Raw genomic sequence first — 19,518 nt, 5'->3', positions numbered from 1 at the left:
GTCAAAAATAAAAATTTGGGCGGGATAAAAAAGGAATTAATTAAATGTGAGTGGAATAAAAATTTAGTTTTGTATTATCAATTTATATTTCAACCCTTTTATTATGAGAAAGTTTGTGATTACAGTACTGATTTTAGTGGCTTCATTTTCAGGTTTTACACAAATTGTCAGCCTTAATCAAAAGGAGATATCAACTTTGAAGTTGGAAAATTCATCAACGGAGAAGAATAAAAAGCTTTACCGTAGTTTTGAAAAACTGGCTTCTTCTTTTCTTTTCGATCAACCGAATCCAATTGATACGATCAGGACTGAAGGTCTATTGAAAGGAAACCCTAAAAAGATAAAAACTCAGCAAGCATTGGCCGATATGAATAAAATGTATACGCTTGCTCTGCAATATCGGCTTACTGGAAATAAACAATATTTAGATAAATCTTTGTCCTTGTTAATCGCATGGGCAAAAATCAACCAGCCAAATGGTAACCCAATAGATGATACCAATTTGGATAAAGCGGTTGAAGCCTATGATTTAATCAGAAATTTGATCGGCGGTAAAGACAAGTCACTAATCGAAAAATGGCTAAAGGAAACCGCTCTGGCAGAGATCAACAGCAAGCGAATGCAAACCGGAAGAGGCACGGCTATCAATAACTGGAATGCACACCGATTAAAGGTTGTGGGTGAAATCGGCTATGCCCTAAACGACAAGGGATTGATCGACTGGACAATTGAAAAATTAAAGCAGCATATCAATATCAATTTGTATGCTGACGGTACCAGTTTAGATTTTAAAGAACGTGATGCCATGCACTATCATATTTATGACCTGGAACCGATGCTCGAGCTAGCCATTATGATTGATCGGGCAAAAGGCGAAAATTTTTACACCTATCAATCTGGCGCCGGCTCGTCGATACAGAGAAGTGTCGATTGGTTAATTCCGTATATGAAAGGCGAAAAGCAGCATGAGGAATATGTGCATACAACGGTTAAGTTCGATCGGGATAGAGCGAAAAACAATGAACCGGGCTTTGCCCCCGGCACCTTATTTGAGCCTAAGCTTGCCTTGCCGGTTTTGCGCCTCTCTGTCTATTTTGATCGAGGTCAAACCGATTTGCTAAATACCTTAGATGAGAATGCTAGTTTCCAGCAACTGATAGACCAAATTAAAAGAGAATCCAAATAACAGCTTTCAGAAAAAATAAACTTTCAATAATTTTTGAAACTTTAAAAATGTTGTTATATTTGTTTATGGAATTAGCAGCAGCAAAATTAAAATTCATTGAAGCATGGGGTAAGTTGGGATCTGAATGGGGCATTAACCGTACAATGGCCCAGGTGCATGCTTTATTACTAATCTCTCCTGAAGCATTAACTACAGAAGAGATTATGGAAACTTTGAGTATCTCTAGGGGAAATGCAAATATGACCTTGAGGGATTTAATTGGATGGGGATTGATTGAAAAGCAGCATAAAGCCGGCGAACGAAAGGAATATTTTTTTGCAGATAAAGATGTTTGGAACATTGCCAGGCAAGTAGCTAAGGAGAGAAAAAAGAGAGAATTAGAGCCTGTACTGAAAGTATTAAATGAGCTTTCATCTGTTCAGGGTGATGATAAAGATCCGGAATATAAAACGTTTAAAAAGTCAATTACAGATATTAATAAGCTTGCCGCAAATGTAGATAAAACATTGGAAACCATGCTAAAAGCTGAAGAAAGCTGGTTCTGGGGATCTGTTTTAAAGGTTTTTAAATAGTCCCAACTCCCACCCTCCATGAAGTGGAGGAGCTTAAAGCCCAAGTGGCTTTATTTTTTAATCCAATCTTTCATTTTTTACTGAAAGTTTAAAATATAGAACAATGAAAGCACTAAACAACCACCTCATTTTATTTGATGAAGAATGCCCAATGTGCCACCTCTATACCAAGGGATTTGTTAAAGCTGGTATGTTGGAATTAAACGGAAGAGTAGCCTATCAGCATATGCCGGCACATGTTTGTCCGCTGGTTGACAGGCAACGGGCAGCCAATGAAATTGCATTGGTTAATACGGAAAATGGCGAAGTAACTTATGGTATAACTAGTTTATTTAAAATCATTGGACACGCCATGCCGGTATTTAAGCCGCTATTTGCATTTGGACCATTCCTTTTCATTATGGCTAAGCTTTACGCTTTGGTTTCCTACAACAGAAAAGTCATTATTCCTGCAAATACCAAATTCAATAGCGTTCAACCCTCCTTTAAACTTCACTATCGTATTGCTTACCTCCTATTGACCTGGTTTGTAACGGCATACATTTTAACTGCTTATGCACATTTATTAAGCAATTATGTTCCACTGGGAAGTGCTTATAGGGAGTATTTTATTTGTGGCGGACAAATATTGTTTCAGGGGATAATTATTAGTTTTTATCGCAAAGAGAAGCTTTGGGATTATTTAGGCAATATGATGACGATCTCTTTTGCCGGCTCACTTCTGTTAAGTTTAGGTTTGCTTGCCCATCAGCTTTTTAATGTCCATCCGGCATTGTATGTTTTATACTTTTTATTTGTAGCGGGTTTAATGTTTTTAGAACATATTCGAAGAAGTAAACTTTTGCAACTGGGTTGGATAATGAGTGTTACCTGGGCAGTTTATCGCCTAATTATTTTGGGTTTAATTTTTAACTTATAGCCGTCATGATTTACAATAAAATAGTATTAGCTGGTGGAAATGGATATTTGGGGGGCTTGTTAGCCAAGCACTTTAGTAGCTTAGCAAACGAAGTGATTATTTTGAGTAGAAAACAAAAAGCGCAAAATGGAAATGTAAGAACAATTTTATGGGATGGGAAAACCGAAAGTGAATGGACCAAGGCTATTGAGGATGCTGATTTATTGGTAAACCTGTGCGGGAAGAACGTCAACTGCAGGTACACTAAACAAAATCAGCAGGAAATAATAAATTCAAGGGTTATTCCTACCCGTTTGTTGAGTAATGTAATACCGAGTTTGCTAAATCCACCTAAGCTCTGGATCAATATTACCTCCGCTACTATCTATCGCCATGCCGAAGATCGCCCACAGGATGAGTATACAGGAGAAATTGGCTACGGTTTTTCTATTGATGTATGTAAAGCCTGGGAAAGTTGTTTCTTCGAAACAGAAACCCCTCGAACAAGAAAGATAGCGCTAAGAATGGGAATTGTATTAGGCCGCAGCGACGGCGCATTTCCAAGATTGCTTAACCTGGTAAAACTTGGTTTGGGCGGCAAACAAGGTGATGGTCATCAGTTTGTGAATTGGGTACATGAACAAGATGCAATTCACAGTATCCAATGGTTACTTAAAAACGAAGCCATTAACGGCGTAGTGAATTGCACTTCTCCAGATGCCGTCACAAATAACATGCTAATGAAAACCATTAGAAAAACCTATGGAATTCCGTTTGGTTTACCAACGCCTGCCTGGTTACTGAGCATTGGTGCAGCAATTATTGGCACCGAAACCGAATTAATTTTAAAAAGCAGGTGGGTTAAACCAGCTGTATTACTTGATAATGGATTTGAATTTCAGTATCGAAAAATTGAAGATGCTGTACATGATATTGTGAGTTTAAGAATTTAAATACGCTCCACGGGTAATTAAGATTCAAATAAATCCAAGCCAAAAATAAAAATGGGAGTAAAAAGAAGATGCCTACCGTCATACTAAAAACCTTAATAGCGGCGCCGATGCAAAGATGTTTCGATTTGGCCAGAAGCATTGATCTTCATGTACACTCCATGAAGTTTTCAAAAGAAGAAGCGATTGCTGGCCGAAAATCGGGATTGATTGACCTACATGAGACCGTTACCTGGAAAGCAAGAAACTTTGGGATAAATTTCACCATGACTAGCAAAGTCAACACTATGGAAAGCCCCGTTTGCTTTATTGATGAAATGATAAAAGGTCCATTTAAAAAGCTACACCATCAACATTTGTTCACATCAATACAGGACGTGACAGAAATGACCGATATTTTTGAATTTAATGCTCCTGCCGGAATTTTCGGGTTGATTGTAGAGCAGTTGTTTCTAAAAGAATATATGGTCGATTTACTGAGGAAGAGGAATTTGATGATCAAAGCTGCAGCGGAGAATGGGCTATTTCAAGACCTAAGCATAGATTAAAGGGATAGACTGGAACTGTAATAAGCCACCAGTAACTAGTCTATCTTTTGAAGGAATACATCGTTGTAGGTAAAGCTAAAAAAAGTCCTGATTTTCATCAGGACTTGAATACTATTTAACTTCTTCGTAATCTACAAAGTCGCCGAGTTTATCCGTTTTACTTTGATCGGGTTTAGGCGGCATATAATCTATAGAAATTGCCCCTTCCGGTTTCGATCTTCGCTGTTGTTGCTGCTGCCCCTGTCCGCTTGCTTGTTGTTGCATTTTGCTGGCCAGGTTATTAAACAGCATCGGCAATATCAATCGAATCAACATTCTGATGATCCAAAGAACTAATATTGCGATGAATATAAATTTAATAAATGCCATTCTTTAATTTAGTGTTGTTACAAATATAGACGTACCAAAATTTATTTTGTTACTTCTTAATTCTTTAATTGCATTCCCATTACAAAATAAAAGGCGAAAATATGAAAGAAAATTTTATTCTTCTACGATTTCTGCCACTCTGCCAACCTGCCCATCTTCCAACCTCACTTTGATTCCGCGTGAGTGAAAAGCCGCTGAGGTAAGTAGTGTTTGAACCACCCCATAAGTAATATTTCCTGATCGTTGATCTTTTTTTAGGATGATGCCAACTTCTAAACCTGGGTAAATATCTTTTCTGTTCTGACCGTTCATTTGCTTCAAAATTCTGAATAAATTTCGATTTTTAGCAAAATGGAAGTAAAAACGTTACTTAGCAAACTTTTCGTTATACATTTTTTCCAGGGCAAACATTTCATCACGCAATTTTGCAGCCTGTAAAAAGTCCATATCTTTTGCGGCTTTCTGCATGTCCTTTTTCGTATTATCTATCGCTTTTTGCAACTCAGCTTTACCCATATATTGTACAATTGGATCGGCCGCAATGCTGATTTCTGCATTTTCTACATAAGCTCTTGCTTTATTATCACTGGCTTCTTGAGAGAAATCAAGTACTGAGGTCTGCTCTAAAATTGCTTCGCGAGATTTACCAACTGTTTTAGGGGTAATGCCATGCTCGAGATTGTAAGCAATTTGAATATCGCGACGGCGGTTGGTTTCAGAAATTGTTTTTTCCATGCTCTCGGTAATTCCGTCTGCATACATAATTACCCTGCCCCGATCGTTACGGGCGGCACGTCCAATGGTTTGAATGAGTGATTTCTCTGACCGTAAAAAGCCTTCTTTATCTGCATCCAAAATGGCTACCAAAGTTACCTCCGGTAAATCAAGTCCTTCACGCAGCAAGTTAATTCCCACTAAAACATCAAATTCCCCTAAACGTAAACCACGAAGAATTTCTACCCTTTCTAAAGTTTTTATCTCTGAGTGGATGTACCTTGTTTTAATGTTTAAACGATCCAGATATTTGGTCAATTCTTCGGCCATGCGTTTGGTTAAAGTTGTTACCAAAATGCGTCCACCATCTTTTATGGTTAAGTCGATTTCATCCAGCAAATCATCTACCTGATTAATTGCAGGCCTGATTTCGATCACCGGATCGAGTAAACCCGTCGGACGAATCACTTGCTCTACCACCACACCTTCCGATTTCTCCAATTCATATTCCGCAGGCGTTGCGCTTACGTATATAGTTTGCGGTGCCAAAGCCTCGAACTCGTTAAAATTTAGCGGTCTGTTATCCAGCGCAGCTGGCAAACGAAATCCATACTCCACAAGGGATAATTTCCGAGATCTGTCGCCACCATACATGGCCCTGATCTGCGGCACCGTAACGTGACTTTCATCAATTACCATCAGATAATCATCTGGAAAATAATCTAACAGGCAGAAAGGGCGCATTCCAGGCTGGCGACCATCGAAGAAACGTGAATAGTTTTCAATTCCTGAGCAATAACCCAACTCCTTCATCATTTCGATATCGAAGTTGGTGCGTTCTTCCAATCTTTTGGCTTCTAACAAATGCCTGTCGGCGATCAACTGGTTCTTGCGGATTTCCAGCTCTTCCTGTATTCCCCAGATGGATTGATTGAACCGATCTTTTGGTGTAACGAAGAGGTTGGCCGGGTAAATGGCCATATCTTCCAACTTTTCCAATGTTTTACCCGATACCGGATCAATAGCAGAAAGTTCTTCAATATCATCGCCGAAAAAAGAAATGCGATAGGCATGATCCAAATATGCCGGGTAAATATCTACGGTATCACCTTTAACCCTAAAAGTTCCCCGTTTGAACTCGGTTGTGGTGCGAGAATATAAAATTTCTACCAAACTATGTAAAAAAGCATTTCTCGAAATCCTTAAACCTACGCCAAAGCGGAAAACCATCCGGGAAAAGTCTTCGGGGTTTCCCATACCGTAAATGCAGGAAATAGAAGAAACCACAATAATATCTCTTCGACCGCTCATTAAAGACGATGTAGTGCGCAAACGGAGTTTTTCAATCTCTTCATTAATGCTTAAGTCTTTTTCAATATAGGTATTGCTCGAAGCGATAAAAGCCTCTGGCTGATAGTAATCGTAATAGGAAACGAAATAATTAACCGAGTTCTCAGGAAAAAAATTCTTGAACTCGCCATAAAGCTGCGCTGCCAAAGTTTTGTTATGACTTAAGATTAGCGTTGGCTTTTGGGTTTGCTCAATTACGTTGGCTATGGTAAATGTTTTTCCGGAGCCTGTAACACCTAATAATGTTTGATAATGTTCGTTGGCGTTTACACCATCAACTAATTGCTTAATTGCATTTGGCTGATCTCCGGTAGGTTTATATTCTGAAGTAATGTTAAATTTCATTGTTAACCAAATTTAGTCAAAATTGGTGTGATAAGCAATTTTGATGATCTCTCTTCCTCGTGTAAAACCTAAAAAAAGTAAGGGGGATTAGGAATTAAAGGGTAAACAGGAAACAGGCAGAAAGGTTAGAAATAGTTGGAATAAAATGAAGAGATTCCAACCGTAGTTCAAAACGATTTAACAGCATTGACTTTTTATTTAATAATTTATTAACCCTACCTCATCGAGTTTAAATCAGCATCAACCTAGTAAATCGAAAGTTGAACTTTTGATTTACTAGGTAAAAAAAATCCTCGCTGAAATTATTCAACGAGGATTTTTAATCAAAACAGTAAAATATCTATTTACTTCCTGCCACTTTCATTGGGTTTGAGCCAACCGACTGGCCTCTAACCGCAGTTGCAGCTTTCATTTTAAATGCTCTGAATTTACTTTCTTTTGCTTTGCCGCCCCAAGCGTTATTACTTGTATCAATATCGGCTGTTTCACGTAATGGATCAACTAAAATTGAAGCTACTTCTTTATCCTTAACATAAAACTTAGATGTCTTCAACTCATTGTGTCTCCAGATTTGGGCAGGAATACGATCAATTTCCTTGGTTCCATCTTTGTACGTGAATTCTACAATAATGGGCATAACTAAACCGCCCTTATTGCTAAAACTCAGTTCGTACAAAAATTTATTGGCGTACTTGGCCTGATCTGCTTCCGGGACCACTTCGTAAGGCATTGCCATCTCTTGTTTTGTTGTTGCAGTCGTATCAACTGTAACCATACCCCTATCATATTTATAATAGAAATCTTGTGCGCCTGTGTTTTTATCAACGTAAAAATTAATTTTCTTATCCTCACGGTTTCTGATTTTGGAAATATCTTCGAAAGCGTTTAAAGCAGGTTTATCTACTTTAACCATTCTGGATCTTGCCGCAGGCACCTCTTTTGGAAAATCAGCTTTCGCAAATTTCACGCTATCCAAAGAGATGTCGCAAGGATCTGTTCCGTAAAACCAACCTCTCCAAAACCAGTCTAAATCTTCGCCGCTGGCATCTTCCATTGTACGAAACAAATCGGCAGGTTCAGGATGTTTAAATGCCCATCTTCTGGAATATTCTTTGAAAGCATAGTCAAATAACTCTCTTCCCATAATGGTTTCGCGAAGGATATTTAAACCTGTTGCCGGCTTTGAGTAAGCATTTGGACCAAAGCGAACAATATTTTCAGAGTTAGTCATAATTGGTTCCAATTCATCTTTCGGCAATTTCATGTAATCAACAATGGTATAAGCCGGGCCTTTTTTGCTCGGAAATTTATTATCCCAAAGTTCTTCCGTTAAGTATTCAACAAATGAATTTAAACCTTCATCCATCCAGGTCCACTGGCGCTCATCACTGTTTACAATCATTGGGAAAAAGTTATGCCCAACCTCGTGGATAATTACGCCCAGCATCCCATTTTTGGTGCTTTCGCTATACGTTCCATCTGCATCGGTACGGCCATAATTGAAACATATCATCGGATATTCCATTCCGTTCGCAGCTTCAATACTTTGTGCTACCGGGTAAGGATATGGGATGGTAAAATCAGAATAAGTTTTAATAGTGTGCGCTACAGCTCTGGTTGAAAACTTACTGTATAAATTATAAGCTTCCTTACCATAAAAACTCATGCACATCACGGTATTGTTGTTGGCCTCAATTTTTTGCGGCATCGCATCCCAAACAAATTTCCGGGAGGAAGTCCATGCGAAATCACGAACGTTGTTGGCATTGAATACCCAGGTTTTCTTCGCAGTGGATTTTTTAGCTTCAGCAGCTTTTGCTTCAGCTAAAGTTTGGATTTCTACCGGAGCTGTAGCTGTTTTGGCGGTGTTGTATCTGCTTAACTGGGTTGGAGTTAACACTGCGCTGTAGTTGATACATTCACCAGTTGATCCAACTAGGTGATCGGCAGGAACGGTCATTTGTACTTTAAAATCGCCAAAAGTTAAGGCAAACTCACCTCTACCTGTAAACTGGTGGTTTTGCCAACCCTGAAAATCGCTGTACACACATAAACGAGGATACCACTGGGTCATGGTGAAAAGATAATTTCCATCTGCCGGGAAAAATTCATACCCACCTCTGCCGCCAACGCTCATCCTATCGGTGATTTTATAATTCCAATTGATATTGAAAATATACTTCTGTCCGGTTTTCAAGGCTACAGGCAAATCAACCCTCATCATGGTTTTATTCACCGTGTATTTCAAAGTCTTCCCTGTTGCATCTGTCAATTTGGTAATGTTGATCCCGTTGCCATTATCGCCCTTGGCACTCAACTGATCAAGTGTTTGCGTAGTTCCTCCGGCTGGCATTTTCGTTGCATCCTGGTAATTTGCACTTTTCGAGGTACTGTGTTCGTTTTCATCCAGCTGCAACCAAATATAAGTTAAAGGATCTGGAGAATTATTGGTATAGGTAATGGTTTCAGAACCCGTTAACATCAGATTCTTTTCATCCAATTCGCACTTAATGTTATAATCGGCCCTTTGTTGCCAATACTTTACGCCCGGCGCACCACTTGCTGTACGCTGCTCATTTGGGGTAGGCAAAATAGTGCCCAACTGCTCAAACTTATTTCCATGGTTGCTACCAGGATTGTTCTGAATGTTTTGAGCCATAGCCGCGCTACCAGAAATAAGAAGCAGGCCTGTTAATGTAAACAATTTATTCATGATCTTTTCTAATGCTAAAAGGGTATTCTTTCTATAGCCATTTTTAAAGCCAGGCTAAACACGGCTGCCGAAATAAACAAAACCCAGCTGAAGCGCCTAATTCTGGTGTAATTAAAAATAATAAATGTAATCAATAAGATTATCAAAACCATGAAAACCTGCCCTGCTTCTAAACCAACATTAAAGCCGAACAAGCCCCAGCCTAGATTTTGGTCTTTCGCAAGCATCATTCTGATGGAGTTTGCAAAACCCATCCCATGTACCAAACCAAAACCCAACGCCAAAAAATAATTTATCTTGATCGATTTTAAGGAAAAGTTCTTTCTAGATAAGTTACTCACAGCAGTGATGACAATAGTGCAGGGAATTAAAAATTCCACCCATTTGCTATCAAAACGAATGATATCGAGCACACTCAAAAGTAAAGTTAGAGAATGCCCTATTGTAAATGCGGTTACCAAAATCAATACCTGCTTTAGATTAGTGTAGCTGTAAATTGCAACCAGTGCCAATATAAACAGCTGGTGATCCAAAGCATCCGCACTGATGATATGGCTCCAACCTAGTTTAAAGTAGAAAATAAAATCTTGTAACGGCATGAATAACTAGATAACCTACGAGATGTGATAGTTTTAAAGCTTAAAATTAAGGTAATAATTCTAAAAAGCTGTCTTTTTCAAAAAACAACGGATAAGTTTACCTAAAATGTTACCGACATCGGGGTTAATAGAGGAATAGATGTCCATTTTGATAAAATTTCGAAGGGAGAGGATCAAGTCCCACATTGAATCACAACATCGTAGTGATAAATTTGTAAATTCGCATTTCATTGATTCAATCATGAGTAAGATAAAATTCTTTTTTGCCATTCTTATATGCGGTTACGTTTGCCTTGCCCTTAATGTGAAACATCCATTACATGTAAGCACAACTGAGTTAAACTACAATCAGCAGGAAAAAGCGATTGAGGTAAGCTGCAGAATTTTTACTGATGATTTTGAATCAATATTGGCCAAAAACTACAAGCAGAAAATAGACTTAGCTAACCCTTTAATTAAAGGTAAAATGGATGAGGTAATTGAAAAATACATCATTTCCCACCTGCAAATTAAGGCCAATGGAAAGCAGATTAACATGCGTTATCTAGGCTTTGAAATCGACCATGAAGCCACCAACATCTACCTGGAAGCAGAAAAAGTTAACACTTTTAAGTCCGTAGAAGTCAGCAATATTATCTTATACGATTTGTTTGATGATCAGATGAGTATCGTTCATATTGTGAAAGGCAAAACCAGAAAAAGCACCAAGATTTTGTATCCAGACAAAAAGTTTACGACAAACTTTTGAGGGTAATTTTGTATTAAAATATTAAATTTCTGTTAAAATCCACTATTTTTAGCATCCCGTTAACATCAAAATCATACCCGCGGGAAGAATTATTTATAACCTTAGTTTAAACATTGCGCTGTTAAAATAAGTTATGCATTTAATCATCTTCTCATCTGTTTTAACCCCCCGGATAAAATACATTTTCAATTTTATCTTTAAGGAAATACTCAAAGGCGAAATAGAATTCACCGGAAACAGTCAATATTTTTTACAGAGCCAACACGTTAAAATCAGTTATGGAGAACAACCATTGGGAGACGAGATTTTTTTTAAAAGCACTTCCATTCTTTTCTCCAACAAGGTCAATGAACTAAATATTAAAACAACCACTTTTGGGGAATACCAGGTGCCATTTCCGGTAGAAAGTTCTACACTTCCTTTTGATGTTTTCGCTGCATCTTTTTTTATTGTAACCAGATATGAGGAATATCTTCATCAGCAAAAAACCGGTGAGGAATTTAAGTCAGTAAATAGCTACCAATATAAATGGAAGATTTTAGACCGACCCATTATCGATGAATGGGCACTGCTAATTAAAAATTTTATCCGCACAAAACATCCCACGATAAATTTCTTAGATAAAAATTTTAGTAGCCAGCCTTGTATAAACTTTAGCATTATACCAAATGCCCCTGAGGGTTTTTTAGGGAAGACCCGGTTTATATTTAGCACTGTATTCAGCAAAGACAACAGTTATTTAAGTTCAAAATTGGATCAATTAACAGGCCTTGGTATTAACAATGAAACGGCTTTAACTGCGCTTGAAAAAACAATTGAGAAGAAAAAAATCAACCCCGTATTTTTTATAAGCTTTCCAAAAGTAGCGATTGAATACATTCAGGCAAATGAAGTCTCCCAAATGCTAACTAACAAAAGCGTTGGCTTATTACTACCTTGTGCAAGTGATAAGGAAAAAATAGATGAAATTAAAAATGGCATATCTAAGCTAAAAAAGATTTTACCCCATCAAATCAATTTAAGCAGTCAGCAACTCGAAACTTTAAAATTCCCGATGTGCTACCTTAACCTACTTAATTCTGGCATTACCACAGATTATTCCATGGGTTATCCGGACATTTCGGGTTTTAGGGCAGGAACTTGTACACCATTTAACTGGTATGATCTGCAGCTGGAAAAGGTGACAGCCCTATTGGTTAAGTCTTATTGTCTAAACGACTCGGCTTTAGTAGATATGAGCTTTGATAATATTAACAAAACACTAAAAGAATATATCGATGCGGTAAAATTCGTTAATGGCCAGTTTGTAAGCAACTGGGAATTACCTCATATTTCAAATCATTTGAAATATAAAAAACTGCAAGCTGCTTTTCATGAAATGAACAGCTAAGCAAGGCATTAATTTTTTGTTTTTACTAAAATCAGTCTGTCAATATTTAGCCTGTTTCGCTCTTTATCGTTTTTGAAATGAAGCGTTAGGGTATTTTGAAATTCACTGATTTCAACATCGCATAAAAACATTTTCTTTTTGGTTTCTTTTTGGCTGTTGTAAAAGGAAATGGGTTGGCTTACCTGTGTTTGCCGTTGCCAGAAAGTAATCTCCGCACCATCGGGAGCAATTTCAACATCGGCAAAAAGTTCATATTTCCCATCGGGAATTTCCTGTAAATCAATTCTGATCTGTGCCCCAGTTGTAGAAATAAAATTATTTCCATTGATAGTGGCTTGTCCGTTAAAACTAAAGTTCATCAATTGTGGATACACCATCATCGTATCCGGAAGATAAACCAAGGTATTTTCATTAGTGGGTTTAGCTGATTTGGAAATGGCTTTTTCGGCATAATAAAATGCTACCGATGTATAGTCGACGGGCTTATTATTTTGCTCCGGACCATGTTCAATGGTGTGAAGAATACTTTTTTTGAAGGGCATTTTATCTGTTAAAAACAGGCGGTAGCCACCTGTTCGGCTGAAGGGCAAGGAATAATCCAGCGAACCATGTAGTGGCAGGCTCATTTTCCGGTCCCAACGATCGAGCAAAGCATACCAACCTCCATTGAAATAATCCTCAGAACCAGTTCCATGCAGGGTCATTTTCCCATCAATCGAGGTATAATCGTCTCCTTCAAAAAATAGCGTCATTCCTGGATTTAAACCTTGCGCCTGCAAAATCGTGGCTACGTAATGTCCTCTACCCTCTCCCTGCAAAAAAACATGTGGTTTACCCATTGCTGCATTCTTATCGTGGTTCCAATGAGTGTAAAGTTTCCCTTCCGTGTTTGAGTTGCGCGGAATGGGCGCATAATACCATTTTGCCTTGATTCTTAGCGGTTCTTCCCTTTCAGTCGAGGTGGCTCTCCGGTAGATTACTTCCAGCTTCGCATTTTTATCAAAAGGCATAGGAAAATAATTGTAGTTGATGTTTTTGGCAGTGCCTGCTAACAGACTTTGCATAGATACGCGACCAAAAGCATAGCCAAAAAAGTCCGCCAGTGGCATATAAACTGCAGGCTGGCTTTCATCATCCCAGGTGATTTTAATATCGATAAGTTTGCTCAATCCTTCAAACTGTTGGGCATTTTCCATTTCGAAACCAACAAAGCGCCCCGGTTTATCTACTTTTAATAACGTAGTGCTCTCACCTGGATTCAGGACTTTGTCCACTGCAAATGCTTGGGCGTTTGCTACAGAAAGAGTCTGCCCTCTGATATCTGCCCAAGTTTTAGAAATTTTCTCCAAAGCCGTTTTCTCATCAGCAGATAAAGCTGGATTAAATGTTTTAACAACAGCTGCCTTACCGAAATTGCGGTACTGGATTTGATAAAACTCAAGTTTCTTCCCTCTAAAAACTACCTTACATCCATTTTTGTATGGAATTGGAAAGTAGCAAAAATAGCCTCCAATCTGGTTGCCACACAGGGGAAGATTAAAGGGCGAAACTTTGCCAGAAAACAGGTCTGCAAACCGGATTGAATAAGACGGCTTTTTACCTCCGTCAAAATAAAAATCGAGCGTATCATTAGTGGGCGTTGGTGTCCAGATCCGATTGATGACCCCCGCACCTTTATCTTCAAAAACAACCTGAACTTCCGTCTGCAGTTTTTCTAATAAAGGAATACTTCCCGCTAAAACCATCATCGTTATTCCCTGTTGTATCATAAGATGAAAATTGCTTTACCACCGCATCGGTATATTGAGGCAGATCAGAAAGATTAATTATCGCTCCAAGCTCAGATTGAATGTTGATGATTTTTCGCTGGGCAAAAACGCGAACGGAAAATAGAATTATAAAAGTAAGGGTAAAAATTTTACAAAGCTTAGCTAAATTCATAGACTGAGGTTAAGAAAATATTTGGTTAGCACTACACTAATACGTTTTAGTGATACGATAACTAAATTAAAAATTATTCTCTGGCTAAGCAATATAAAATGCCAGTTTACTCATTAGCCATAAAGATGTTACCCATTTACCAATCAAAAACAATAAATTAGCCATACCCTTACCCAAAACCTGCAAAATGACAACTTTCGATTTAAGCAAGACGAAATCCATAGCAAACACGTTCATCTCCGAACTTCGTGATGAAAATATTCAAAAAGATTCGATGCGTTTTAGAAAAAACCTCGAACGTATTGGAGAGTTCTTCGCCTATGAAATTAGTAAATCAATGAAATATGTGACTAAAGATGTTACGACGCCTTTAGGGGTTTCGCAATGCGAAGTTTTGGAGCAACAACCTGTTCTGGCTACCATTTTAAGGGCGGGCTTACCCTTGCAGCAAGGGCTATTAAACATCTTTGATAAATCGGAATGTTGCTTCATTTCTGCTTATAGAAAAGTTAAAAAAAGCGGCGACTTCGTGATCCAAATGGATTATATCTCTAGCCCGGATCTGGATGGCAAAATATTAATTATGGCCGACCCTATGCTGGCCACCGGACAAAGCATGGTGATGTGCTGTAAAGAATTAATGAATAGATATCAAATTGCCGAGCTACACATTGTAGCCGCTATTGCCAGTACCGAGGGCGTAATTCACGTAAAAGCCAATCTACCAAAGGCTAAACTTTGGCTGGGTGCCATTGACGAGGAAATGACCAGCAAATCTTACATTGTTCCAGGCCTAGGCGATGCCGGAGATTTGGCTTACGGAGAGAAAGTATGATCAAGATGTGGATCTTGTAAAAAAGTAACAGAGATAAAAAAATGAACGTTCTTTTTGTTTGCAGTAGAAATAAGTGGCGAAGTGCAACGGCTGAGACAATTTTTAAAAACCACAGTCAACACCAGATTCGCTCTGCAGGCACTGCACCATCTGCCCGGATCAAATTAAACCCACGCCATATATCGTGGGCAGATCTCATCTTCGTAATGGAAAAAAAACATAAACAAATAATAGCGGAAAAGTTTAATGAGGAGATTGTAAACAAGCGGATTATCACTCTGGATATTCCAGATGATTATCAGTACATGGATGAGCACTTAATTGAAGAATTACGCACTAAAACGCAAGACTATCTATTATTAACATAGATGATCTACTTTTGTAAAAATATTTTAATGAAAAAACATATCTTTTTCGACCTCGATCATACCATCTGGGATTTTGATCGGAATGCCGAAGAAACCCTGAACGAACTCTACCATACCCATAAATTACAGGAACTGGGCTTACAATCGTGCTCCGATTTCATTTTAAAATATACGGAGAACAACCATCAGCTTTGGGCAGATTATCACCTTGGAAAAATTACCAAAGAATTTTTACGGGCAGAACGTTTCAGCAAAACCTTTATTCAATTAGGTATTCACCCCGATTCGGTACCGAACCAATTTGAAGATGATTACGTCAGTATTTCTCCAACCAAGACGAATCTCTTTGAGGCTGCTGAAGAAGTTTTGGCTTATTTACAGCAAAAATACTCTTTGCATATTATTTCAAATGGATTTAAGGAAACGACATTGACCAAAATGAATTTATCCAACTTAAATCCTTATTTCGAAAACGTAATTATTTCTGAAGATGTGGGCGTTAATAAACCAAACCCACAAATTTTTGAATATGCACTGGATAAAGCCAAAGCAACAAAGGCAGAGAGCATCATGATCGGAGATAGTTTGGAAGCAGATGTTTATGGTGCATTAAATTTTGGTATCGAAGCTATTTTCTTCAATCCTTTAGAAAAGGAAAAACCTGCCGATGTAGCCAAACAAATTACTCATTTGAAAGAATTAATGCTGCTTTTCTAATTGTTATTTTATCTTTATTAAATGACAAGCTCGAAAGTGAATACATCGATACATAAAATTGTGAATGCTTACAAAAACAAGCTATCACATTATGATGAAGAAGTTTTTCAGGTAACCCCACCCATAAATGGTTGGAGTTATAGCGAAGTGTATTCACATATATTCGATGCCAGCTTATTATCGCTAATTGCCTTAGAGAATAGTGCCCAAGGCAAAGGTGAAAAGGAAGCGACTCATTTTGCAGTTAAGGTTATTTTATTTCTTGGCGCCTTCCCTCCGTCGCAAAAATATAAAGTACCTAAGCGGTTGATAGCCCGAGTAAAAAAAATAACTAAAGCCGAAGCTTTAGACTTCATTCTGGAATTTGAGGAATCGCTAACGAAAATTTACCCGCTAGTTGCAACAGCCGATAGAACGATCAAAACCAAACATCCCCGTTTAGGATATTTAAACGCAAAACAATGGCTTCGTTTTATTGAAATTCATCTCAAGCACCATTTAAAACAGTTGGTTAGAATTGAGGAGAGTTTTAAACGATAAAAATAATTGCTCATATTTGATTAAACGGATGAGGTTTATGAAACACTTATTTTATTTCTTTGCTTTAACGATTTTATCTTCGTGCAATAGCGAAAAAAAAGAAGATAAAAACGCAGTTATTTCTACTCCTGGCGGGCTGGAAGGATTGCGGAAAGGCACTAACACTAACACGACTAAAGCGCAGACCATAGGCAAAACATTAATATTTAATCCTAAACATGGCGAGCCAGGCCATACCTGTGATTTGGCAGAAGGTGCGCCGTTGAATCAAGCCGCAACTACACCAGCTCAAAAACCCGCCGCGCAAACACAGCCCATTGCAGTTAACCTACCAGCAACATCTACGGAAACCAGCAGTGGAAAAAACTTAAATCCTAAACATGGTGAACCAGGGCACAGATGCGATATTGCCGTTGGTGCGCCATTAGATTCGAAACCAGTTCAAGCAGCACAATCACCTACGGGCAAACCAGTGGTTTCCCAAACTGTAAATACCAAAGCGGCCAAAGGAATGAATCCTCCCCATGGCCAACCAAACCACCGATGTGATATTGCAGTTGGTGCACCATTGACTTCTGAAGGGGTTCAGCCGGCAACGACAGTGACCACACCTCCAACTACTATTGCGCCAGCAACTGTAAAAACTGCTGAAAACCAGACCGGGGGCTAAACTAATCAAAAACATGGTGAAGCAGACCACTGATGCGATATTGCAGTGGTGCACCATTCAGTTGATTAACGCACATTTTTTTACATCTTTGCGCCAATGAAATTACCAGCCCTAAAAGGTTTTGATGAAGAAGCATTTAATAAGTATTTAAAAAATACAGGGTGGTTGATGTTTGGCCGCATCCTGAGTATGATTGTTGGCTTTGTGGTCACCAGATTTCTGGGGCCGAGTTCATTTGGAGATTTAAGCTTTGCTGATGCTTTTACTGCAATTGCGGCTGCAATTGGAGCGTTAGGATTGGACACCTTCGTGATTCGGGAAATTATAAATGACCCAACCAAAAAAGATGAAATACTGGGAACTTCATTATTATTAAGGTTAACAGTTAATTTACTCTTGATCCCTGTTTCAATAGGCTTATATTTATTGTTCCATCATCTTTCCGATAAGCCCGGAGAACCCTTAACGTATGTAGTGGCGTTGCTTTCATTTGCAGCTTTTTTTAAATCTTTCAACGTAATCGACTCTTATTTTCAATCGCAGGTGCAATCAAAATATGTTGTTCAGGTCCAAAATATTTGTGTAATCGCTTCTGCTGTTTTCAAAATTATCCTCGTGTATTTAAAGGTGCCGGTGATTTGGTTTGCCTGGGCACTCGTTTTCGATGGTTTTATCCTGGCATTAGGGCTAACGATCAGGTATCATTCCAAAGGATTTAGCATCTTTAAATGGCATTTTAAAAAAGAACGGGCGAAATCCTTATTGAAACAATCAGCACCGTTAATACTATCGGCGGTAATGGTTTCTATTTACATGAAGATCGATCTGGTGATGTTAAAAAGTGAAGGAAGTGCCGCCGTCGGGATATATGGTGCTGTAGCAAAAATTAGCGAAGCCTGGTATTTCATTCCGGTTGCGATTGTAACCTCAGTTTTTCCCGCATTAATTCATGCCAGGAAAACCGATCATGCCCGATATATTAAAAGACTGCAAAACTTGTATGATTTACTAGTGGCAATCAGCTTACCTGTGGCACTAATAATCACCTTCAGCTCCACTATCATTATCGATATTATTTATGACAATCGCTTTGCAGAAGCAGAAAATATGTTGCCCATCCATATCTGGTCAGGCGTGTTTGTTTTCTTAGGTAGTGCCAGCTCACAATTTCTTCTTGCTGAAGGATTTACCAAAATCTCCTTTTACCGAACTGCAGTTGGTGCAATAATAAATATACTTCTTAATTTCTGGCTAATCCCGCTGTATGCAGGCGTTGGTGCATCTATTGCAACATTAATTGCATGCGCAAGCTCCGCATTTTATCTTTTACTTATCCCTAAAACCCGTCAGCAAGGAATAATGATGTTAAAATCGTTATTTTTGATCACAGCATTTCAAAAAATATTAAAACGTTGAGCACTTTAAAAGCACTTTCTACATTAATTGCAAAACCTAACAGGCTAAAAGCATTATTATCATACGGACATAAAGGTTATTTGAACAGCATTGGCTGGTTCACGGCCTTTGATAAAAAACAAGCGGTTGATGGGAACGGCAAAGCCCTTCCGTGGGTAACTTATTCTTTTATCGATTTTATTAACGAACGGCTCAATAAATCTCAACATATTTTCGAATATGGTTCTGGAAATTCTACAATTTTCTACGCAGAGAAAGCCGGATCTGTCACCTCTGTTGAGCATGATAAAGGCTGGTTTGATAAGGTAAAAGGAACAAGTCCGGCAAACGCAGAAATGATCTTTTGCGAGCTCCAACGCGATGGAGAATACGCAAAAAAGGCAGCGTTGTTAGGTAAAAAATTCGATATCATTATTGTTGATGGTCGCGACCGCGTACGATGCTGCAGATACAGCTTAGAGGCTCTAAACCCAACGGGCGTGATTGTTTTAGATGATAGCGAACGTGAATTTTATGATGATGCACGTACTTTTTTAAAAGAACAAGGCTTTAAGGAACTTAGTTTCAGTGGAATTTCTCCGGGATTTTTCTATGAAAAAGCAACATCGGTTTTTTATAAAACCGACAACTGTCTGGGCATTTAATCCCC

At 38.5% G+C, this 19,518-nt stretch carries 21 protein-coding genes; 14 read left to right on the top strand and 7 right to left on the bottom strand.

The window, feature by feature from the left end; genetic code table 11:
• Positions 1–103: 103 nt before the first annotated feature.
• From OQZ33_RS02340 to OQZ33_RS02320, 5 genes are all read left to right on the top strand, one after another.
• Positions 104–1,186 (top strand): alginate lyase family protein, encoded by a 1,083-nt coding sequence (locus tag OQZ33_RS02340; RefSeq protein ID WP_265797427.1) that lies wholly within the window; start codon positions 104–106, stop codon positions 1,184–1,186.
• Positions 1,187–1,251: 65 nt separating this feature from the next.
• Positions 1,252–1,758: a GbsR/MarR family transcriptional regulator gene (locus OQZ33_RS02335; RefSeq protein ID WP_265797426.1), complete on the top strand. Its 507-nt coding sequence runs from the start codon at positions 1,252–1,254 to the stop codon at positions 1,756–1,758.
• A gap of 103 nt (positions 1,759–1,861) precedes the next feature.
• The gene (locus tag OQZ33_RS02330) at positions 1,862–2,677 is read left to right on the top strand and encodes a DUF393 domain-containing protein (RefSeq protein WP_265797425.1); all 816 of its coding nucleotides are present in this window, start codon (positions 1,862–1,864) and stop codon (positions 2,675–2,677) included.
• Between the two features lie 5 nt (positions 2,678–2,682).
• The gene (locus OQZ33_RS02325; protein WP_265797424.1) at positions 2,683–3,609 is read left to right on the top strand and encodes a TIGR01777 family oxidoreductase; all 927 of its coding nucleotides are present in this window, start codon (positions 2,683–2,685) and stop codon (positions 3,607–3,609) included.
• Positions 3,610–3,716: 107 nt separating this feature from the next.
• Positions 3,717–4,154 carry an SRPBCC family protein gene (locus tag OQZ33_RS02320; protein WP_265797423.1) on the top strand — a complete coding sequence of 146 codons (438 nt, stop codon included), beginning with the start codon at positions 3,717–3,719 and terminating at the stop codon, positions 4,152–4,154.
• Positions 4,155–4,265: 111 nt separating this feature from the next.
• Here the strand turns inward: OQZ33_RS02320 and OQZ33_RS02315 are convergent, their stop codons facing one another.
• The 5 genes from OQZ33_RS02315 to OQZ33_RS02295 all read right to left on the bottom strand — a co-directional run bounded on the left by OQZ33_RS02315 (position 4,266) and on the right by OQZ33_RS02295 (position 10,244).
• Positions 4,266–4,523 carry a DUF4834 family protein gene (locus OQZ33_RS02315; protein WP_056850827.1) on the bottom strand — a complete coding sequence of 86 codons (258 nt, stop codon included), beginning with the start codon at positions 4,521–4,523 and terminating at the stop codon, positions 4,266–4,268.
• Between the two features lie 114 nt (positions 4,524–4,637).
• Positions 4,638–4,835, bottom strand: coding sequence for a YwbE family protein (locus tag OQZ33_RS02310; protein ID WP_265797422.1), 198 nt, complete (start codon positions 4,833–4,835; stop codon positions 4,638–4,640).
• A gap of 54 nt (positions 4,836–4,889) precedes the next feature.
• A complete protein-coding gene (gene uvrB, locus OQZ33_RS02305) occupies positions 4,890–6,932 on the bottom strand; it encodes an excinuclease ABC subunit UvrB (protein ID WP_265797421.1) in 2,043 nt (680 codons plus the stop codon).
• A 340-nt stretch (positions 6,933–7,272) separates the two neighbouring features.
• Positions 7,273–9,645, bottom strand: a complete 2,373-nt coding sequence (locus tag OQZ33_RS02300) for a M1 family metallopeptidase (protein WP_265797420.1) — start codon at positions 9,643–9,645, stop codon at positions 7,273–7,275.
• 14 nt (positions 9,646–9,659) lie between these two features.
• Positions 9,660–10,244 carry a HupE/UreJ family protein gene (locus tag OQZ33_RS02295; RefSeq protein WP_265797418.1) on the bottom strand — a complete coding sequence of 195 codons (585 nt, stop codon included), beginning with the start codon at positions 10,242–10,244 and terminating at the stop codon, positions 9,660–9,662.
• A gap of 241 nt (positions 10,245–10,485) precedes the next feature.
• Here OQZ33_RS02295 and OQZ33_RS02290 point away from each other — a divergent pair, with 241 nt between their 5' ends.
• Together OQZ33_RS02290 and OQZ33_RS02285 are read left to right on the top strand one after the other, a co-directional pair.
• Positions 10,486–10,992, top strand: coding sequence for a DUF6702 family protein (locus OQZ33_RS02290; protein WP_265797417.1), 507 nt, complete (start codon positions 10,486–10,488; stop codon positions 10,990–10,992).
• A 133-nt stretch (positions 10,993–11,125) separates the two neighbouring features.
• Positions 11,126–12,382 (top strand): DUF7033 domain-containing protein, encoded by a 1,257-nt coding sequence (locus OQZ33_RS02285; RefSeq protein WP_265797416.1) that lies wholly within the window; start codon positions 11,126–11,128, stop codon positions 12,380–12,382.
• Between the two features lie 8 nt (positions 12,383–12,390).
• Here the strand turns inward: OQZ33_RS02285 and OQZ33_RS02280 are convergent, their stop codons facing one another.
• Together OQZ33_RS02280 and OQZ33_RS02275 are read right to left on the bottom strand one after the other, a co-directional pair.
• Positions 12,391–14,151: a glycoside hydrolase family 172 protein gene (locus tag OQZ33_RS02280; RefSeq protein WP_265797415.1), complete on the bottom strand. Its 1,761-nt coding sequence runs from the start codon at positions 14,149–14,151 to the stop codon at positions 12,391–12,393.
• On the bottom strand, positions 14,063–14,323 hold the full coding sequence (locus OQZ33_RS02275; RefSeq protein WP_265797414.1) for a hypothetical protein: 261 nt from the start codon (positions 14,321–14,323) through the stop codon (positions 14,063–14,065). Before OQZ33_RS02275 ends, OQZ33_RS02280 begins: the two co-directional genes overlap by 89 nt.
• 187 nt (positions 14,324–14,510) lie before the next feature.
• On the opposite strand from OQZ33_RS02275, the gene upp reads away from it, so the two are divergent.
• From upp to OQZ33_RS02240, 7 genes are all read left to right on the top strand, one after another.
• On the top strand, positions 14,511–15,158 hold the full coding sequence (gene upp / locus OQZ33_RS02270; RefSeq protein WP_265797413.1) for a uracil phosphoribosyltransferase: 648 nt from the start codon (positions 14,511–14,513) through the stop codon (positions 15,156–15,158).
• Between the two features lie 41 nt (positions 15,159–15,199).
• Positions 15,200–15,526: a low molecular weight protein tyrosine phosphatase family protein gene (locus OQZ33_RS02265; RefSeq protein ID WP_265797412.1), complete on the top strand. Its 327-nt coding sequence runs from the start codon at positions 15,200–15,202 to the stop codon at positions 15,524–15,526.
• 27 nt (positions 15,527–15,553) lie between these two features.
• Positions 15,554–16,243, top strand: a complete 690-nt coding sequence (locus OQZ33_RS02260) for a YjjG family noncanonical pyrimidine nucleotidase (RefSeq protein WP_265797411.1) — start codon at positions 15,554–15,556, stop codon at positions 16,241–16,243.
• A 21-nt stretch (positions 16,244–16,264) separates the two neighbouring features.
• Positions 16,265–16,783, top strand: coding sequence for a DUF1569 domain-containing protein (locus OQZ33_RS02255; protein WP_265797410.1), 519 nt, complete (start codon positions 16,265–16,267; stop codon positions 16,781–16,783).
• A 37-nt stretch (positions 16,784–16,820) separates the two neighbouring features.
• Complete coding sequence (locus OQZ33_RS02250; RefSeq protein WP_265797409.1) at positions 16,821–17,453, top strand: hypothetical protein; 633 nt, start codon at positions 16,821–16,823, stop codon at positions 17,451–17,453.
• 96 nt (positions 17,454–17,549) lie between these two features.
• The gene (locus OQZ33_RS02245) at positions 17,550–18,869 is read left to right on the top strand and encodes a flippase (protein ID WP_265797408.1); all 1,320 of its coding nucleotides are present in this window, start codon (positions 17,550–17,552) and stop codon (positions 18,867–18,869) included.
• Positions 18,866–19,513: an FkbM family methyltransferase gene (locus tag OQZ33_RS02240; RefSeq protein WP_265797406.1), complete on the top strand. Its 648-nt coding sequence runs from the start codon at positions 18,866–18,868 to the stop codon at positions 19,511–19,513. Before OQZ33_RS02245 ends, OQZ33_RS02240 begins: the two co-directional genes overlap by 4 nt.
• Positions 19,514–19,518: the final 5 nt, after the last annotated feature.

Source organism: Pedobacter sp. MC2016-05 (genome assembly GCF_026239735.1).
Lineage (GTDB): Bacteria > Bacteroidota > Bacteroidia > Sphingobacteriales > Sphingobacteriaceae > Pedobacter.
The sequence above is the reverse complement of the archived record's forward strand: the minus strand, read 5'-3'. Positions and strand labels throughout refer to the sequence as shown.

Excerpts from the sequence above, each read along its gene's own strand:
- OQZ33_RS02310 (WP_265797422.1), bottom strand. The coding sequence starts at position 4,835 with ATGAACGGTCAGAACAGAAAAGATATTTACCCAGGTTTAGAAGTTGGC.
- OQZ33_RS02260 (WP_265797411.1), top strand. The coding sequence starts at position 15,554 with ATGAAAAAACATATCTTTTTCGACCTCGATCATACCATCTGGGATTTT.
- OQZ33_RS02250 (WP_265797409.1), top strand. The coding sequence starts at position 16,821 with ATGAAACACTTATTTTATTTCTTTGCTTTAACGATTTTATCTTCGTGC.
- OQZ33_RS02295 (WP_265797418.1), bottom strand. The coding sequence starts at position 10,244 with ATGCCGTTACAAGATTTTATTTTCTACTTTAAACTAGGTTGGAGCCAT.
- OQZ33_RS02335 (WP_265797426.1), top strand. The coding sequence starts at position 1,252 with ATGGAATTAGCAGCAGCAAAATTAAAATTCATTGAAGCATGGGGTAAG.
- uvrB (WP_265797421.1), bottom strand. The coding sequence starts at position 6,932 with ATGAAATTTAACATTACTTCAGAATATAAACCTACCGGAGATCAGCCA.
- OQZ33_RS02285 (WP_265797416.1), top strand. The coding sequence starts at position 11,126 with ATGCATTTAATCATCTTCTCATCTGTTTTAACCCCCCGGATAAAATAC.
- OQZ33_RS02320 (WP_265797423.1), top strand. The coding sequence starts at position 3,717 with ATGCAAAGATGTTTCGATTTGGCCAGAAGCATTGATCTTCATGTACAC.
- upp (WP_265797413.1), top strand. The coding sequence starts at position 14,511 with ATGACAACTTTCGATTTAAGCAAGACGAAATCCATAGCAAACACGTTC.
- OQZ33_RS02275 (WP_265797414.1), bottom strand. The coding sequence starts at position 14,323 with ATGAATTTAGCTAAGCTTTGTAAAATTTTTACCCTTACTTTTATAATT.
- OQZ33_RS02300 (WP_265797420.1), bottom strand. The coding sequence starts at position 9,645 with ATGAATAAATTGTTTACATTAACAGGCCTGCTTCTTATTTCTGGTAGC.
- OQZ33_RS02330 (WP_265797425.1), top strand. The coding sequence starts at position 1,862 with ATGAAAGCACTAAACAACCACCTCATTTTATTTGATGAAGAATGCCCA.
- OQZ33_RS02255 (WP_265797410.1), top strand. The coding sequence starts at position 16,265 with ATGACAAGCTCGAAAGTGAATACATCGATACATAAAATTGTGAATGCT.
- OQZ33_RS02290 (WP_265797417.1), top strand. The coding sequence starts at position 10,486 with ATGAGTAAGATAAAATTCTTTTTTGCCATTCTTATATGCGGTTACGTT.
- OQZ33_RS02325 (WP_265797424.1), top strand. The coding sequence starts at position 2,683 with ATGATTTACAATAAAATAGTATTAGCTGGTGGAAATGGATATTTGGGG.
- OQZ33_RS02245 (WP_265797408.1), top strand. The coding sequence starts at position 17,550 with ATGAAATTACCAGCCCTAAAAGGTTTTGATGAAGAAGCATTTAATAAG.
- OQZ33_RS02340 (WP_265797427.1), top strand. The coding sequence starts at position 104 with ATGAGAAAGTTTGTGATTACAGTACTGATTTTAGTGGCTTCATTTTCA.
- OQZ33_RS02265 (WP_265797412.1), top strand. The coding sequence starts at position 15,200 with ATGAACGTTCTTTTTGTTTGCAGTAGAAATAAGTGGCGAAGTGCAACG.
- OQZ33_RS02280 (WP_265797415.1), bottom strand. The coding sequence starts at position 14,151 with ATGATACAACAGGGAATAACGATGATGGTTTTAGCGGGAAGTATTCCT.
- OQZ33_RS02315 (WP_056850827.1), bottom strand. The coding sequence starts at position 4,523 with ATGGCATTTATTAAATTTATATTCATCGCAATATTAGTTCTTTGGATC.